The following is a 15,547-nucleotide window of genomic DNA, read 5'->3' as shown; positions in this document are numbered from 1 at the left end:
TCGGTATGAGTCAGAGCCTGACGATCGCGGAAGTCGCAGCCGAGACCGGCCTCAGCGCCCACGCGCTGCGCTATTACGAGAAAGCCGGCCTGATGCGGGAGACGCCGCCGCGCGGCGGCAACGGGCACCGCCGCTACACCGAACGTGATCTGGCCTGGATCCGCTTCCTGACCAGGCTGCGCGGCACCGGGATGTCCATCGCCGACGTCCGCCGCTACGCCGAGCTGGTCCGCGCCGGCGAGAGCACCACCGCCGAGCGCAAGCAGATCCTGCTCACCCACCGCGAGGAGGTGGCCAAGCGCATCGACCAGCTCAAGGACGACCTGGCCGCCATCGACTACAAGATCGACATCTACGAGAAGCTAGAGGAGAAGTACCAGCTGTGACCGCGCCGCCGCGGCCGGACAGCGAGCCCGGCCAGGCCGCCTTCGGCCCCCGCTTCGTCACGGCGGTCTCGGTCGGCTCGCTGCTCAACCCGATCAACTCCTCGATCATCGCCATCGCGCTCGTGCCCATCGCCCACCACTTCGGCGTGGGCGCCGACGCCACCTCCTGGCTGGTGTCGGCCCTGTACCTGGCCACCGCCGTCGGCCAGCCGGTGCTGGGCCGGCTGGCCGACCGGCTCGGCCCGCGCCGCGTCTACCTGGCCGGGCTGGTCACGGTCGCGGCCGGCGGGCTGCTCGGCTACTGGGCGCCGACCCTCGGCCTGCTCGTGGCCGCCCGCGTGGTGATCGGCCTCGGCACCTCGGCCGCCTACCCGGCCGCCATGAGCATGGTCCGCCGCAGGTCGCAGCGGTCCGGCGGCGCCGCGCCCGCCTCGGTGATGGGCGCGCTGGCCATGGCCGGGCAGGTCAGCATGGTGCTCGGGCCGCCGCTCGGCGGGCTGCTCGACGCGCTCGGCGGCTGGCGCTGGATCTTCCTGGTCAACCTGCCGATGGCCGTGGCCGGGGTGGTCTCGGCGCTGCTGTGGCTGCCGCGCGACGAGCCGTACGAGCGTTCCGGCGCGGGCGGCGGCGGCAGCCTGCGCGACCTGGCCGGCAACCGGCCGCTGCTGGTCACCTACCTGCGCAACGCGGTGACCTTCATGGCCACCTACGGCTTCCTGTACGGCTGGACGCAGTGGCTGGAGCAGGGCAGGGGGCTGACGGCGGCGGTCGCCGGGCTGCTGCTGATGCCCACCTCGGCCGTGGGCGCGGTGGTCTCGGGGCTGGCCGCGCGGGCCGACGGCGCGTCGGGCCGGGCGCGCTGGATGCTGCCGGCCGGCGCCGCGGCCCTGCTGGCGGGCTGCGCCTGGCTGCCGGCGCTCGACGGCGGCGCGTCCATCCTGTCGTTGTGCCTGCTCAGCATGGTCTTCGGGGTGCAGAACGGGCTCAACATCGTCGGCAACCAGGCCGCCATGTACGCCCAGGCGCCGCCCGCCCTGATCGGCATGGCCGCCGGCCTGCTGCGCACCTCGCAGTACGCCGGGGCCATCTGCTCGGCGCTGCTGATCAGCGTGACCTACGGCGAGCGCGCCACCGACGAGGGGCTGCACCGGCTGGGCGTGGTCCTGACGGTCACCTCGGCGCTGCTGCTGGCCGGCACGCTCCTCGCGGCGATCCGCGCCGGCGGCGCGGATCGAGGGCGCGCGTGAGCGGGGAGGGGCCTGCCGTCCCTCCCCGCTCACGGGGTCCGTGCCGCCCGCTCAGCGGGGGCTGATCAGCTCACTGATCGCGAACCCGGTCAGGTTGGTCACGTTGGCGCCGCCCACCGACAGGATCGTGGACGTGCCGGGCACCCGGTCCACCGCGTACGCGCCGGCGTACCCGGCCGACGGGCGGGCCGGGCCGCTGACCCGGGTCCACGACGCGCCGTCGAAGTACAGGTAGGCGGGTGCGGTGGTGCCGCCGCTGTTCGGCAGGATCAGGTGGCCCTCGCCGTCGCCGCTGATGCTCGCGGTGTCCGCGTCGCCGGGCAGCGCCGAGACGGTCCAGCGGGCGCCGTCGTAGCGGGCGATCGCCGGGGTGGCGGGCCGGTTGGGACGGGGCTGGTAGCCGCTGACCCAGATCCGGCCGGGGCCCTCGACGTACACGCCCCGGGGGCTGACGCCCGGCCTGCCCAGCGAGCGCATGGCCGTGCCGTCCCACAGGACGACGCCGTTCTCGGCGGCGAAGACGATCTGGTCGCCGCCGTCCACGGCGCGCAGCAGGCCCAGGTTCTCGGTGCGCGGGTAGACCGTCCAGGAGCCCTGGCGCAGGCGCAGGATGTCGGTGCCGCCGGTGTTCTTGTACCTGATCGACCAGAGCGAGCCGTCCTTGGTGGCGGCGATCGGGCCGGTCCACTCGTCGCCGGGCAGCCGGGGCGTCCAGCCGGGCGGGGGCGGGATCTCCGACCAGGCCGAGCCGTTCCAGTACGCCGAGCGCGGCCAGGAGACGTCGGCGATGGTCCTGCTGCCGGTGACGTACACCTGGTCCGGCGCGACGGCCGCGACGCAGCACGGGCTCGGCACGTCGTACCCGGCGGTGAGCGGCAGCCTGCTCCAGGACGAGCCGTCCCAGCGCAGCACGGAGGTGTCCGGCGAGCCGTCGTAGCCGCGCCAGCCGACGGCGTAGGCGTGGGCGGCGTCCAGCACGTCCACCTCCCAGAGGGTGGTGGGGTCGCCGGGCGGGTCCACGGCCCGGAAGGACGGGGCCAGCAGCGCCTGGGCGGGCGTCGCCGCCGCCAGCGCGGCGATGACGGCCAGGGCGGCGGCGGAGGCGCGGAGGACGCCACGGAAACGGGTCATGTCTTCTCCTGTGGGCGCGTTCCTGCGGAAAAAGGGGCACGAAGAAGGGCCGGGACGGGCCCCGGGCACGAGAAAGCGGGCCGGTACCGACCGGCCCGCCGGGGATCGCCCGCTCAGTCGTCGGATCTGCGCCCGTCGGGGCCGATCGGGCCGAAGAACGAGCTGAAGTTGGCGGTCCCGTCGCCGAAGATGCCGCCGCGGCCCTCCACGATGCGGCCGTTCTCCCACCGCATCAGGTCCACCCCCTCCATCTGCAGGTGCTCGTAGAAGGAGGTGCCGTCCGAGCCGGTGCGCTTGCGCACGGCGGTGCACCGGTTGACGTCGATGGTGTAGCCGTCCACCGGGTTGACCAGGCAGGCGATCTGCTCCATGCGCAGGGTGCCGCCGGCCAGCCGCTGCCAGGTCTTGATGAAGCCCATGAAGGCGTCCAGGCCGTCGTGCCAGCCGGCGTACGGGTGGTTGCCGGGGGACTGGAACCGCACGTCGGGGTGCCAGTACTCCAGCGCGCGCTCGCGGTCGCCGGACCGCAGCGCCTGATGTGCCGCCGCCAGTCGCTCAGCCGTCAGATCCGACATTGCTCTCCTCTCACTGCCTCGGGTGCTACTGCATCGGGTGCTTGGCGAGGAAGGCCGAGACGCCTTCGCCGACCGCTCTCGGGTTCATGATCTGCAGGCCGTGGGTGGCGCCGACGATGCCGCAGCGCTCGGCCTGGGGCAGCCAGTTCATGAGGAAGTGCTGCGCCTCGCGGAAGCCGGGCATGGCCGCCTCGCTGTCCAGGCCCATCACGGCCAGCACCGGCATCCGCGGCTTGTCCGGCACGAGCTGGTCGGCCTTGGACATGCGGAAGCCCCAGCCGCCCAGCGCCGGGAAGTCGACCTTGAACGTGACGTCCGCGCACTCCTCGACCCGCTCCCACACGTCGAGGGGGCAGGTCATGTCCACGGAGCCGAGGTAGCTCGGGCCGCAGACGGCGGCCATGAAGTCGCAGGCGGCGGTGAGCTTGTCGCCCTTCTGCACCAGCTCGATGGCCGTCATCACGGCGTCGTTGTTGGCCTTCTCGGCCTCGGCGCCCTCACGCGGCAGGTACGGCTCCAGCAGCACCGCCGAGTGCGTGCGCTCGGGGTAGGAGAGCATGAACTGGAAGCCGATCACCCCGCCGAAGGAGTACGACATGACGTGCGCCTTGTCGATGCCGAGGTGGTCGAGGAGCTGCTTGGCGTGCTCGGCGCCCTCCTCGATGCTGAGGCTGTCCTTCTCCAGCGTGCTGCCGTTGTAACCGGCGCGGTAATAGCTGATGAACTGGTACTTGTCCAGCAGCTCCGGGTTGTACTTCAGGAGCGGCGTGATGAGACCGTCCGAAATGGAGGTGCAGTGGATGCACAGGACGGGCTCGCCGCGCCCCACGACGGTGTAACGAAGTTCCGCGTTGCTGACCTTGACTCGCTTGTCGTGGTCGAGTTTCCAGTCTCGACCGGCGTACAAAGCATTCGCGCTCATGCCATTCCTCTCACGCGATCACTCGACCGTTTCTCGTGCCCGCTTGGCCATACTCAAGAATGGTTGCCATGGGCCATGGAGACGGTCAACGAAAGAGCCCGCGCCGGGGTATTCACCGCGAAATACGCCGGGGAACTCTGTCAAGTCGGCACGCGTGGGAAGGAGGCTGCGGTCAGCGGAAGGACAGCTCGTACTCGACCTGCTCGACGGGGTTGCCGTCGCCGTAGTCGTGGGTGCGGGCCGCGCCGGACTCGGTGAAGCCGCTCTTGGCGTAGAACCGGCGGGCCTGCGGCGTGTCGCGCAGTGTCCACAGGTGCACCCGGGTGAAGCCCTCGTCGCGGATGCGGCGCAGGGTGTCGGTCATCAGGGCGGCGGCCACGCCCGTGCCCCAGCCGTCGGGATGGCCGTAGAAGCCGAGGAGCTCCGCCGCGCCCGCCCGGGACGGCGAGGGCCCGAAGTGGGCGAAGGCCAGCCGGCGCCCGTCGAGCGCGGCCAGCACCAGGCCCGCCGGGGTCTCGGCGAGCACGTCGTGCCATTTGCCGCGCCGGTGGCGCACGGCCTGGTCGAAGAAGTCGGGGGAGAAGAAGCCGGCGTAGGCGGCCTTCCAGGATTCGGCGTGGATCTCTCCCAGCGTCTCACCGTCGCCCGGCGAGGCTGGGAACACTGTGAAAATTCCGGTCACAAGATCACACTAGTCGAGAGGTCCCACGGGTGTCCGGCGGCGGAGCGCGGGCACGTACGGGTATGCACGCACGCGGGGCGGCGCTCGGCGCGTCCGCCGCCGCGCGAGGCGTTCGAGACGTTCGAGGCGTTCGAGGAGGTGCGGGCGGAGAAGCTGCGCGAGACGGCCGTCCGGGCGTGGCGGCCGGGTCGGTCGATCACGCGATCCCGGCCGCCGTGCCGCGGCCGGAGGTCATCCGTAGCGCGGGAGCGCGGAATGGAGGCTCGATGAGGTGGCTGGCTCGCGGGGAGGGGCAACTCCCGGCGGGGGAGGACCGGACGGGCGACGGGCGGCCCGCCGAGCACCCGCTCGCCCGCTGGACCGTCAGTCAGGCGCTGCACCTGGTCTGCCCCGGCCCCGCCGGCGACCCCGACGTGCGGCGCCGCCCCGACGGCGCGGCGCAGGCGTGGCGGGACGGCCGCCCGCTGCCGGTGGGCATCTCGGTCACCAGCCGCGCCGGATGGGCGGTGTGCCTGCTGGGCCTGGAGCCGGGGGCCGTCGGCTGCGACCTGCAACTGGTCGAGCCGCGCGGCCCGGGGTTCGTCGCCGACCGGTTCACCCGCCAGGAGCAGCGGATCGCCGGCGACGACCCGCTGCTGGGCAGCCTGCTGTGGTCGGCCAAGGAGAGCGCGGCGCAGGTGCTGCGCCGCGCCGAGCACCGGGCGCTGGAGGTGTCGCTGGGCTGCGGGCGGCCCCGCGACGGGTGGAGCGGGCTGACCGTGCGCGCGGGCGGGCGCGGGGTGGCGCACGGGTGGTGGCGCCGGTTCGGGCCGCTCGTGCTGACCGTGGCGGCCGACCGTCCCACGCCGCCGCCGCGCGGGCTGGAGGAGCCCTCTGCGCTGGCCTCGGCACAGTCGTCTGTCTCGTCGCCGGTCGGGTCGTACGCCGGGTGCGCCTCGGGGGCCGGCTGACCCGCCGCGGCGCTCAGGCCGTCTGCGACCGGTAGGAGTGGCCGAGCTCCGGGCCGAGGCCGAAGTAGTGGCGGAAGTTGTACAGCAGCGGGCTCCACGCGGACGGGTCCACGTGCTGGGTGCCGGGGATCACGATCCGCGGGTCGGCGTGCACCCTGCGCACGACGGCCTCGACGATGACGAAGTCCTCGGACTCGTTCGGCATGATCCGCGTCGCGGCCGCCTCCAGCTGGAGGGGGCACTCGGCCACGCGCGGCGGACGTACGGTCTCGGAGGGCTCGGGGCGCAGGCCCGCCGCGCCGAACTTGTCGGGCTCGAAGCGGCAGCCGGCCGCCTTGGTGTCGGGCACCGGGTCGCGGCCGGTGAGCGGCGCCAGCCGTTCCACCTGCGGCCACAGGTGCGGGGCCGGCAGGTTGACGACCAGTTCGGGCCGCTCGGCCAGGTTGCGCGCGCTCTGCCCGTCGGCGCCGAGGCCGAGCACGACGGTCCGGCCGAGCGCCCAGGCCGACGACATCGGGGCCAGGTTGGCCGTGCCGTCGGGGTTCTCCGTGCTCAGCAGCACGACCGGGGTGCCGAAGTAGAGGATGCTGGGTTCGATGGCGACGTGGCCGAGGGTTGCCGTGTTCATGGCAGGAGCCTAGGAAGACGACGTTCAACCGCCGGCCGAAATGTCCCCGTCGCGCTGATCTACATCGTAAAGGCGCCTGGCTGGGCCGTGTACGCCACGCCCTTGCCGGACAGGCTCGCGCCCGCGACGGCCGGGACGAACGCCGACTCGCCCGGCCGCAGCGTCAGCTCGCCGAGACGGGCCTCGCCCTCCAGGCACAACACGATCCGGGGCAGCCCGGCGGGCAGCTCGAAGGAGGCGGCCTCGCCGAGGTCGTAACGCGTGAGGGCGAACTCGGGGGCGGGCGGGACGTAGCGCCGCTCCCCGCCGGCCGGGCGCTCGGGCTCGACCAGGTGCGGCTCGGCGGGCGTGAAGTCGACCACCCGCATCAGCTCGGGCGCGTCGACGTGCTTGGTGGTCAGCCCGCAGCGCAGGACGTTGTCGGAGCTGGCCATGATCTCCACGCCGACGCCGCCCAGGTACGCGTGCGGCACGCCGGCGCCGAGGTAGAGGGCCTGGCCGGGCCGCAGGTCGACGTGGTTGAGCAGCAGGGCGGCCACGACTCCGGGGTCGCCTGGGCAGGCCGCGGCGATGTCGGCGTACGGGGCCAGGTCCGGGTCGGAGCCGGCGGCGAGGGCGTCCTCGACCTGGGCGCGCAGCGGCGCGGAGGCGTCGTCCAGCATCTGCGCGAAGACCGTGCGCAGGGCCTGCCCGGCGGGCCGGACGGCGAGCGCGTCGATCCAGGGCTGCAGGCCCGGCACGCCGAGCCGGGCGAGCAGCCCGGCGGTGATCACGGGGGAGCGGAAGCCGCACAGCCCGTGGAAGGGCGTGACCGCGCAGACCATCTCCGGCTTGTGCGAGCGGTCCTTGTAGGTGCGGGCCGGGTCGCCGATCGGCACGCCGCGCGCCTCCTCGGCGGCGAACCCGGCCTCGGCCTGCGCGATCGTGGGGTGGACCTGGAGCGACAGCGGCCGCGCGACCGCGAGCACCTTCAGCAGGTACGGCAGCGCGGGCCCGAACCTCGCGACCGCCGGCGCGCCGAGGGCGGCGACGGGGTCGCCCGCGATGAGCCGGTCGAGGGGCACGCCGCCGGCGATCGACGGGTCGGCGGGATGGGCGCCCATCCAGAGCTCGGCCTGCGGGCGGCCGGTCGGCTCGGTGCCGAACAGCTCGGGCATGGCGGTGACGGAACCCCAGTCGTAGGGCCGGATCGTGGTGTCCAGGCGCAGGGGCAGTTCGAACGTCGGCACAGGGCAGGAGCGTAGTCGCCGGCGGCCCCTCCCGCGCGACCGGGGCCGGGCGTGGCTGTACGCCGGTATAGGATGCTTTTCCCGTGAACAGTCCGCTGTACGAATCGGTGGTGTGATGACAACCGTCCAGGACCCGGAGGACCTCACCGCGCGGGCCCGCATCCGCGACGCGGCGATCCGGCACATCGGCGAGCACGGGTTCGAGCGGGCCACGATCCGCGACATCGCCGAGTCGGCGGGGGTCTCGCTCGGCCTGGTCCGCCACCACTTCGGCTCCAAGCAGGCGCTGCGCGAGGCGTGCGACGAGCACCTGATGAAGACGGTGCGCCGGCTCAACGCCGAGGCCGCCGGCCGCCCGCCGGCCGGCTTCAACCCGGTGGCCGCGCTCGGCCCCTACCGCGCCTATCTGGCGCGGGCGCTGACCGAGGGCTGGGCCGCGCCGCTGTTCGACGAGATGACCCGGCTCGGCGAGCGCTGGCTGGCCGCCGCCGACCGGGACCGCGCCGATCCGCCCGACGTGCCGCCGCGGGCGCGGGCGGCGGTGATGGCCGCGATGGCGCTGTCGGTCACGGTCCTGTACCCGCACGTCTGCCGCGGCATGGGCGCCGACCTGTCCACGCCGGAGGGCGAGCGCCTGCTGATGCGCACGCTGATCGAGGTCTACTCCCAGCCGGTGCTCGACCCGGAGGCCGCCGCCGAGGCGCGCGCCTGGCTCGGCTGACCCGCGATCAGCGCGGCCCGGCTGCGTTCGTCCGGCCAGACCGACGCGAGGTCCACGTACGGGCGGAGCAGGCCGGTCAGTTCGGGGTCGCCGCGGCCGTTGAGCTCCTCGGAGGCGATCTTGCGCGCCACTCCGGCGACGATGTCGGCCACCTGGACGCGGGGGTCCAGGTGCGAGGCGACCAGCGTCAGGCTGGTCAGCACCAGCGGGCCGGCGGGGCCGTCCGGGCGGGCCAGCAGCAGCCGCAGCCGCTCGATGCGCTCCTCGGTCAGCGTCGTCTGCCGGTCGTGCACCACCGAGACGGGCCGGCCGCCCGCGCCCCAGTGGGCGACCGCGTGCGCGATGGCCGGGATCAGCGGGTCGAGCGCGGGGAAGACGTGCGGGTCGTCGAGCAGGCGCGCGGTGAAGGCGTCCACGAGCGGCCGGGCGGCCCACAGCTCGTCCATGATCTCGCCGGCCGGGCCGGGGGTGGTGCGCAGGTCGGCGACCAGCTCGAAGGCCGACTCGGCGGAGATCTCGGGGCCGCGGCCGTTCCTGGCCCGCAGCAGGTGGTTGAAGGCGTCGAGGAAGGCCGTCCAGCGGGCGGGGCCGAAGGCGTGGCGGCCCTCCTGGTAGAGGGTGGCCGCCAGGGCGGCCGAGCGTTCGTCCTGGTCGAGGCCGAGGCTGGAGTGGTGGCCGGTGAGCAGGTCGGTCACCTTGCTGACGGCGAAGTACGCCTTGTCGGTCAGGTGCACGCGGGCCTGCCCGAGGATGGGGCCCGACGGGCCGAGCAGCCAGACCAGGGTGGCCCGGTTCTTCTCGCGCAGCACGTGCCCGGCCTTGTACTCGGTGACCGGTGAGGGCGCCCTGAGACGCAGCTCGCGCACGCAGTCGGCCGCGGCGGCCACGTCGAGGGAGACGCCGGCGTGGGCGAACACGTCGGTGTTGCCGCCGACGAGCTTCTCGCCCTCCGCGCCGGACTCGTCGCAGGCGATCTCGACAGGAGGGCCGTCCGGCGCGCGGCTTCGCATGACTTCCATGGTCACTGGCGAACCTACCCAAACCGTTCTTCCTCCCGCGAGACATTTTCCGCCCGCCCATCGGAGGCGGAACCGGCGGACGGGCGGGTAAGGACCGGACGGCAGGTGCGGAAGGTCCGGAGGGAGAACATCGCGCGTGAGCATCAACGTGACCGTCTGGGGCGAGAACGTACACGAGCAGCGGGAGGAGGAGGTGCGCCGCCGCTACCCCGAGGGCATGCACGGCGCGGTCGCCGGCGGCCTGCGCGAGCACCTGGGGGAGCGGGTGCGCGTGCGCACCGCGACGTTGCAGGACCCCGAGCACGGCCTCGACGCCGCGACGCTGGCCGGCACCGACGTGCTCACCTGGTGGGGCCACGCGGCGCACGAGGAGGTGGACGACGAGGTCGTGGCGCGGGTGTGCGAGCGCGTCTGGGCCGGGATGGGCCTGCTGGTGCTGCACTCGGGCCACTACTCCAAGGTCTTCCGCGCCCTCATGGGCACCACCTGCACGGTCAACTGGCGCGACACCGCCGACCGCGAGCTGGTCTGGACGGTGGAGCCGGCCCACCCGATCGCCGCGGGCGTGCCCCAGCCGCTGGTCATCCCCGAGCAGGAGACCTACGGCGAGCCGTTCGGCGTGCCGGCGCCCGACGAGCTGGTGTTCGTCAGCTCCTTCTCCGGGGGCGAGGTGTTCCGCAGCGGCTGCTGCTACCGGCGCGGCAAGGGACGCGTCTTCTACTTCAGCCCCGGCGACCAGAACTACCCGGTCTTCCACCAGCCGGGCGTGCGGCGGATCCTGGCCAACGCGGTGTTGTGGGCGACGCCGGCCGGGGACGCGGGCGAACCGCTGCGCAACACCCGCGTCGAGGCCGGCGACTGGTGACCTACCTCGGGCCGGGCATGACGATGACGACCTTGCCGGTCACGTGGCCCGACCGCAGGTGATCCATCGCGTCGGGGAAGCCGGCCAGCTCGAACGTCTTGCCGACCACGGGGGTGAGCTCGCCGGTCGCGGCGAGGCCGGCCAGGTGTCGCAGGTCCGCCGGATCGGTCCGGGTGATCGGGGCGCGCAGGGTGTGCCGGACGAACGGCGACAGCGCCGTCGCCCGGAGCTGGCGGCCGGTGCCGTGCAGCCAGCGGCCGGAGGCGTTCTCGCCGCCGACGATCACGAGCGTGCCCCGCGGGGTGAGCATCCGCCGCAGGTCCCGCAGGGGACGGTTGCCCGCGGTGTCGAGGACGACGTCGTGGCGGCCGGCGGCCGGCTCCTGGCGGGTGTAGTCGACGACCTCGTCCGCGCCGAGTGAGCGGACGAGGTCGCCCTTGCCGGGGCCGCACACGCCGGTGACGTGCGCGCCCCGCGCCTTGGCGAGCTGGACGGCGAACGTCCCCACCCCGCCGCCCGCGCCGATGACCAGCACGCGCTGCCCGGGGCGCAGGCGGGCGTGGTCGCGCAGCGCCTGGAGCGCCGTCAGCCCGCTGGTCGGGACGGCGGCGGCGGCCTCGGACGACAGACCGGCCGGCCTGGGGACGAGACGGTCCGCGCGGGCGACGGCGTGCTCGGCGAGTGCGCCGTCGCAGACGCCGAAGACCTCGTCGCCGGCCGCCAGACCGGTGACCCCCGGGCCGACGGCCTCGACGGTCCCGGCGACGTCGCGGCCGAGGAGGGGCGAGCGGGGGCGGCGCAGCCCGGTGGCGAGGCGGACGGGATAGGGCAGCCCGGCGCCGAGGTGCCAGACGCCGTGGTCGAGGCAGGCGGCGTGCACGCGCAGGAGCGCTTCGCCGGGGCCGGGGGCGGGACGGTCGAGGTCGGTGAGGGCCGGGGGGCCGTAGACGTGCCGGGTGATGGCCTTCAAGGCAGGTCTCCATGTCAAAGAAAGTAGACATGATGAACGTAAAAGAAGGCGGACATCATGTCAATGATTTTGTACATCAGTCGGCTCGGGGAGGGCTGCCTGATGTGACGCGCTGGAGCTTTCCACCCGATAACCCGAAATATCGGTATCGCTACCGATAACGGTACGGATGGGAGGCGGAGTTACCCTCTGCCCACCCCCCACCACGGCGGGCCGCCTGTTCGCCGGCTCCGCCGGCCCCTGGCCGGCGCGGCCTACGCGCCCGGACCGGGCCCGGCTCCCGGCGATCGGCGGCCTGCTTCGGTCACCCCTCACGTGAGGTGTCCCCCGCATGAGTCCTTCCCGATGGAGAGCGGCGGCCACGGCGTTGATCGCCGCGCTGGCCGTCGTCGCGCCGGCGACCCCGGCCCCCGCCCTCGCGCAGGCCCCCGCCGCCGCACCCCTGCACGCGCAGCTCGGCAGCCGGGTCTCCCCGGCCGGCGAGGAGGTGCTCGCCGACCTGCCCCTGCCCTACGGCGCCGCCGGACGGAGCTGGAGCACGCGCGTCACCCGGCCCGGCTCCCGGTACGTCAAGGTGCACTTCGCCGCGCTCACCCTCGTGCCCGGCGACTACGTCACCGTCGCCTCGCCGGACGGCCGCGAGACCCACACCTACTACGGCGACCCCACCCGCGGGCGCTACCCGGCCGGCTCCGGGTACACGCTGCACGGCGTCCCCGGCTTCGCCGCGCTCTCCGTGGACGGCGACACGGCGGTGGTCACCCTGCACGCGTCCGGGCCGCGCAACGCCGTCCGGCTGGCCCGGCAGGGCTTCGGCGTGCGCATCGACCGGTACTTCCGCGGCTACACCACCCAGGAGGCCGCGGCCCTGACGCCGCGGACGTTCAGCGTCTGCGGCACCGACGCGCGGCGGGACGTGGTCTGCTACAAGGACAGCAACCCCACCGAGTACGCCCGCAGCCGCGCCGTGGCCCGCCAGCTGCTCAACGGCCTCGGCTACTGCACCGCCTGGCGGGTCGGCAACACCAACCGCATGCTGACCAACCACCACTGCATGGAGAGCGCCGCCGACCTGAGCGCCAGCGAGTTCCAGTTCGACTACGACTGCGCCACCTGCGGCGGCGACAACCCGGGCGCCGGGACGAAGGTCGGCGGCGGCCAGTTCCTGAAGACCAGCGCACTCGAAGCGCTCGACTACACGCTCTTCAGCGTCGCCGACTTCGCCGCGATCCAGCAGTTCGGCACCCTGTACCTCGATCCGTGTCCCCCGGTGGCGGGCGAGCGCATCTACATCCCCGGCCACGGCGACACCCTGCCCAAGCGCCTGTCCCTGTACGAGGACACGCAGGGCGGCGCGGCCTGCAAGATCGACGTGGTGTCGTCGGGCGTCAACACCGGCTACCGCTGCGACACCTCCGGCGGCAACTCCGGCTCCCCGGTGATCGCCGCCTCCAGCCACAAGGTGATCGCGCTGCACCACCTCGGCGGCTGCCCCAACTGGGGGACGCGCATCACCGAGGTGTACAACGAGATCTCCGGCATGATCGACAACACCCCGCCGAACGGCGGCGGCGACGACTTCGCGATCTCGCTCTCGCCCACGAGCGGCGGCGTCACGCCGGGCGGGTCGACCACGACCACCATCTCCACCGCCGTCACGCGCGGCGGGCCCCAGCAGATGCAGTTCGCCGCCGCCGGGCTGCCCGCGGGGGCCGCCGCGACGTTCGCGCCGCCCACCGTCCAGTCGGGCGGCACGTCCGTCATGACGGTCTCCACCTCCGCGCAGACGCCCGGCGGCATGTACGTGATCACGGTCACCGCCACCGGCCCCGCCGCCACCCACACGCTCACCTTCGCCCTGTCCGTGGCCGCCGCGGGCGGCTGCTCCGGCTACGAGACCACCAAGTCCGGGACGCTGGCCTCCGGGGCGGAGCAGTACCAGCCCGACGGCGGGTATCTGCAGACCACCGTCACCGGCCCGCACCAGGCGTGCCTGGACGGCCCGTCCGGCGCCGACTTCGACCTGTACCTGCAGCGCTGGAACGGGTCCACGTGGGCGACGGTCGCGCAGAGCGCCGGGTCGGGAGCCGACGAGACGCTCACCTACACCGGCGCGGCCGGTTACTACCGCTACCGGGTGCACTCCTATTCCGGCACCGGTCCGTACACCTTGGGATACAACGCTCCCTGACCCTGGACAGGCGTCCGGGCTTCCCGGCCAGGGCTGACCCATGGCCAGGGGGCCCGGCGCTGGAGCGTGTTCCGGGCGGTCATTCCGATCGACGGTGACCCATGGACAGGCGGCCGGGCGGCGCGGAGATTGGGCGGCAGGCACGGTTCGCACGGACGCGGGGAGCGCGGATGAGGATCATGGAACTCGTCTCGGTGGACGGCTGCATCGCCTTCGACCTGGACTGCCCGGTCAGCGCGGGCGGCACCCGGCTGGCGCCGGACGTCACCCGCGAGGAGGCGGGGCTGCTGGCGCGGGCGATGACGTACAAGCTGGCCGTGCTCGGCGAGCGGATCGGCGGGGCCAAGGCGGTGCTGCGGGCCTCGCCGGCCGACCGGGCGGGCACGGTGGCGCGCTTCTGCCGGGAGGTCGCGCCGCTGGTCGAGAAGGGCACCTTCCTCACCTCCTCGGACCTGGGCACGCGGACGCAGGACTTCGCGCCGCTGCCCGGGTACCGGGTCGACTCGATCATGCACGGGGAGGCCGGCGGCGAGCTGGTGGACACCGTCGTCACCGGGCTGGGCGTGGTCGTGGCCGCCGCGACGGCGCTCGGCGGCCTGGCCGGGCGGACGCTCGCGGTGGAGGGCTTCGGCAAGGTGGGCAGCGCCGTCGTGCGCGAGGCGGCGCGGCGCGGCGCGCGCCTGGTCGCCCTGTCCACCCTGCACGGGTGCGTCAGCGACCCCGCCGGCCTGGACGTCGCGGCCCTGGAGGAACTGCGCGCCGAGCACGGCGACGCCTGCGTGACCCGGCTCGGCCTGCCCGTGCTGCCACCCGAGGCGTTGTACGAGGTGCCCGCCGACGTGCTGGTTCCCGGGGCGCGGACCGGCACCCTGTCGGCGCGGCGGGCGGCGACGGTGCGGGCCGGCCTGGTCGCGCCGGCCGCGAACGTGCCCTACACCGCCCGGGGGCTGCGGACGCTGGGGGAGCGGGGCGTGGTGACGCTGGCGGACTTCGTCTGCGGCGCGGGTGCCACGATCGGCTACCTCGCCGAACGGGCAGGAACGGTCTCCACCGCGGACGAGGTCGGCCACCTGGTCGAGAACCGCGTCGCGGAGATCACCGCCGCCGCCCTGTCCCATACCGAGGGCCCGTACGCCGGCGCCTGCACCCTGGCCAAGACCTTCCTGACAACCTGGCACCTCCCCCCCACCCCACCACTGGCCCCCGACCCTGAGGACTCCTCCCACTAGGACGACTCCTGAGCGGCCAGCGGCTCCTGAGCGGCCAGCGGCTCCTGAGCGGGCGGCGGCTCCTGAGCGGGCGGCGGCTCCTGAGCGGGCGGCGGCTCCTGAGCGGGCGGCGGCTCCTGAGCGGGCGGCCCCAAGTGGGTGGCGGATTCTGGGGGGTTGGCCGCCCACGAGACCCGGGCCGCCTCTGACCTTGGCGGCGCCGCCCAGGACTCTGGCGACCGAGCACCTCCCGCCCGACCCGCCCCGAGCCCCATCCCAGGCGACCCCTGAGGACGGGGCGGCTCCTGGACTCGGACGGCCCAGAGCGCGGCGGCGTTCCCGAGGTCCGTGCGGCTTCCGGCCTTCGGCGGGGTGCCCGAGGTTCGGGCGGCTCTGCACTCCGGCGGGGTGCCCGAGGTTCGGGCAGCTCCGGCGGCGGTCTCTTGGTTCTGGTGATCTGGGAGCCCCCGCCCCCGCCCCCGGCCAATTCCTGAGGCCGGGACGGTTCCGGGAGCGGGACGGCTCTTGGACTTGGGTGGGCGCTTCTGAACACGGGCGCCCCAGAGTCCGGCGTGGCCTCGGCTCTCCGGCGACCCGATAACCCCCGCCCTCGGTGGCCCCCGCCCCTGTTGGCTCCCGACCCGGACGGCTCCCGAGGCCGGGACGGCTCTTGGACTTGGGTGGACGCTTCTGACCACGGGCGGCCCAGAGTCCGGCGGGGCCTCGGGTCTCCGGCGACCCGATAACCCCCGCCCTCGGTGGCCCCCGCCCCTGTTGGCTCCCGACCCGGACGGCTCCCGAGGCCGGGACGGCTCTTGGACTT

At 74.0% G+C, this 15,547-nt stretch carries 15 protein-coding genes; 7 read left to right on the top strand and 8 right to left on the bottom strand.

The window, feature by feature from the left end; all coding sequences use genetic code 11:
- The first annotated feature begins 5 nt into the window (after positions 1-5).
- Both ACWEJ6_RS39020 and ACWEJ6_RS39015 read left to right on the top strand, forming a co-directional pair.
- Positions 6-386, top strand: coding sequence for a MerR family transcriptional regulator (locus tag ACWEJ6_RS39020; RefSeq protein WP_352330857.1), 381 nt, complete (start codon positions 6-8; stop codon positions 384-386).
- The gene (locus ACWEJ6_RS39015) at positions 383-1,633 is read left to right on the top strand and encodes an MFS transporter (RefSeq protein WP_452430420.1); all 1,251 of its coding nucleotides are present in this window, start codon (positions 383-385) and stop codon (positions 1,631-1,633) included. Before ACWEJ6_RS39020 ends, ACWEJ6_RS39015 begins: the two co-directional genes overlap by 4 nt.
- A gap of 51 nt (positions 1,634-1,684) precedes the next feature.
- Here ACWEJ6_RS39015 and ACWEJ6_RS39010 read toward each other — a convergent pair whose 3' ends face one another.
- The 4 genes from ACWEJ6_RS39010 to ACWEJ6_RS38995 all read right to left on the bottom strand — a co-directional run bounded on the left by ACWEJ6_RS39010 (position 1,685) and on the right by ACWEJ6_RS38995 (position 4,943).
- Complete coding sequence (locus ACWEJ6_RS39010; RefSeq protein ID WP_452430418.1) at positions 1,685-2,764, bottom strand: hypothetical protein; 1,080 nt, start codon at positions 2,762-2,764, stop codon at positions 1,685-1,687.
- A gap of 113 nt (positions 2,765-2,877) precedes the next feature.
- Positions 2,878-3,339 (bottom strand): nuclear transport factor 2 family protein, encoded by a 462-nt coding sequence (locus tag ACWEJ6_RS39005; protein WP_352328301.1) that lies wholly within the window; start codon positions 3,337-3,339, stop codon positions 2,878-2,880.
- A gap of 25 nt (positions 3,340-3,364) precedes the next feature.
- Complete coding sequence (locus ACWEJ6_RS39000; protein WP_352363708.1) at positions 3,365-4,261, bottom strand: alpha/beta fold hydrolase; 897 nt, start codon at positions 4,259-4,261, stop codon at positions 3,365-3,367.
- A 172-nt stretch (positions 4,262-4,433) separates the two neighbouring features.
- Positions 4,434-4,943 (bottom strand): N-acetyltransferase family protein, encoded by a 510-nt coding sequence (locus tag ACWEJ6_RS38995; RefSeq protein WP_452430416.1) that lies wholly within the window; start codon positions 4,941-4,943, stop codon positions 4,434-4,436.
- A 266-nt stretch (positions 4,944-5,209) separates the two neighbouring features.
- Here ACWEJ6_RS38995 and ACWEJ6_RS38990 point away from each other — a divergent pair, with 266 nt between their 5' ends.
- Positions 5,210-5,893: a hypothetical protein gene (locus tag ACWEJ6_RS38990; RefSeq protein WP_452430414.1), complete on the top strand. Its 684-nt coding sequence runs from the start codon at positions 5,210-5,212 to the stop codon at positions 5,891-5,893.
- Positions 5,894-5,906: 13 nt separating this feature from the next.
- On the opposite strand, the gene ACWEJ6_RS38985 is transcribed toward ACWEJ6_RS38990, so the two are convergent.
- Together ACWEJ6_RS38985 and manA are read right to left on the bottom strand one after the other, a co-directional pair.
- Positions 5,907-6,521: a flavin reductase family protein gene (locus ACWEJ6_RS38985; protein ID WP_452430411.1), complete on the bottom strand. Its 615-nt coding sequence runs from the start codon at positions 6,519-6,521 to the stop codon at positions 5,907-5,909.
- Between the two features lie 59 nt (positions 6,522-6,580).
- Positions 6,581-7,750, bottom strand: coding sequence for a mannose-6-phosphate isomerase, class I (manA, locus tag ACWEJ6_RS38980; protein WP_452430409.1), 1,170 nt, complete (start codon positions 7,748-7,750; stop codon positions 6,581-6,583).
- Between the two features lie 115 nt (positions 7,751-7,865).
- Between manA and ACWEJ6_RS38975 the strand changes: the two genes are divergently transcribed.
- Positions 7,866-8,471, top strand: coding sequence for a TetR/AcrR family transcriptional regulator (locus tag ACWEJ6_RS38975; protein WP_452430407.1), 606 nt, complete (start codon positions 7,866-7,868; stop codon positions 8,469-8,471).
- Here ACWEJ6_RS38975 and ACWEJ6_RS38970 read toward each other — a convergent pair.
- Positions 8,411-9,481, bottom strand: coding sequence for a hypothetical protein (locus tag ACWEJ6_RS38970; protein WP_452430405.1), 1,071 nt, complete (start codon positions 9,479-9,481; stop codon positions 8,411-8,413). The genes ACWEJ6_RS38975 and ACWEJ6_RS38970 overlap by 61 nt on opposite strands.
- A 145-nt stretch (positions 9,482-9,626) precedes the next feature.
- Here ACWEJ6_RS38970 and ACWEJ6_RS38965 point away from each other — a divergent pair, with 145 nt between their 5' ends.
- Complete coding sequence (locus ACWEJ6_RS38965) at positions 9,627-10,355, top strand: ThuA domain-containing protein (protein ID WP_452430403.1); 729 nt, start codon at positions 9,627-9,629, stop codon at positions 10,353-10,355.
- 1 nt (position 10,356) lies between these two features.
- Here ACWEJ6_RS38965 and ACWEJ6_RS38960 read toward each other — a convergent pair whose 3' ends face one another.
- A complete protein-coding gene (locus ACWEJ6_RS38960) occupies positions 10,357-11,325 on the bottom strand; it encodes an NAD(P)-dependent alcohol dehydrogenase (protein ID WP_452430400.1) in 969 nt (322 codons plus the stop codon).
- A gap of 331 nt (positions 11,326-11,656) precedes the next feature.
- Between ACWEJ6_RS38960 and ACWEJ6_RS38955 the strand changes: the two genes are divergently transcribed.
- Together ACWEJ6_RS38955 and ACWEJ6_RS38950 are read left to right on the top strand one after the other, a co-directional pair.
- Positions 11,657-13,516: a trypsin-like serine peptidase gene (locus tag ACWEJ6_RS38955; protein WP_452430398.1), complete on the top strand. Its 1,860-nt coding sequence runs from the start codon at positions 11,657-11,659 to the stop codon at positions 13,514-13,516.
- Positions 13,517-13,686: 170 nt separating this feature from the next.
- Positions 13,687-14,745, top strand: coding sequence for a Glu/Leu/Phe/Val dehydrogenase dimerization domain-containing protein (locus ACWEJ6_RS38950; RefSeq protein WP_452430396.1), 1,059 nt, complete (start codon positions 13,687-13,689; stop codon positions 14,743-14,745).
- Positions 14,746-15,547 lie beyond the last annotated feature (802 nt).

The organism is Nonomuraea sp. NPDC004702 (genome assembly GCF_053601695.1).
This window is presented reverse-complemented; position numbering and strand designations above follow the sequence as displayed.

Excerpts from the sequence above, each read along its gene's own strand:
- ACWEJ6_RS39000 (WP_352363708.1), bottom strand. The coding sequence starts at position 4,261 with ATGAGCGCGAATGCTTTGTACGCCGGTCGAGACTGGAAACTCGACCAC.
- ACWEJ6_RS39010 (WP_452430418.1), bottom strand. The coding sequence starts at position 2,764 with ATGACCCGTTTCCGTGGCGTCCTCCGCGCCTCCGCCGCCGCCCTGGCC.
- ACWEJ6_RS38970 (WP_452430405.1), bottom strand. The coding sequence starts at position 9,481 with ATGCGAAGCCGCGCGCCGGACGGCCCTCCTGTCGAGATCGCCTGCGAC.
- ACWEJ6_RS39020 (WP_352330857.1), top strand. The coding sequence starts at position 6 with ATGAGTCAGAGCCTGACGATCGCGGAAGTCGCAGCCGAGACCGGCCTC.
- ACWEJ6_RS38955 (WP_452430398.1), top strand. The coding sequence starts at position 11,657 with ATGAGTCCTTCCCGATGGAGAGCGGCGGCCACGGCGTTGATCGCCGCG.
- ACWEJ6_RS38975 (WP_452430407.1), top strand. The coding sequence starts at position 7,866 with ATGACAACCGTCCAGGACCCGGAGGACCTCACCGCGCGGGCCCGCATC.
- ACWEJ6_RS38990 (WP_452430414.1), top strand. The coding sequence starts at position 5,210 with ATGAGGTGGCTGGCTCGCGGGGAGGGGCAACTCCCGGCGGGGGAGGAC.
- ACWEJ6_RS38950 (WP_452430396.1), top strand. The coding sequence starts at position 13,687 with ATGAGGATCATGGAACTCGTCTCGGTGGACGGCTGCATCGCCTTCGAC.
- ACWEJ6_RS39005 (WP_352328301.1), bottom strand. The coding sequence starts at position 3,339 with ATGTCGGATCTGACGGCTGAGCGACTGGCGGCGGCACATCAGGCGCTG.
- ACWEJ6_RS38985 (WP_452430411.1), bottom strand. The coding sequence starts at position 6,521 with ATGAACACGGCAACCCTCGGCCACGTCGCCATCGAACCCAGCATCCTC.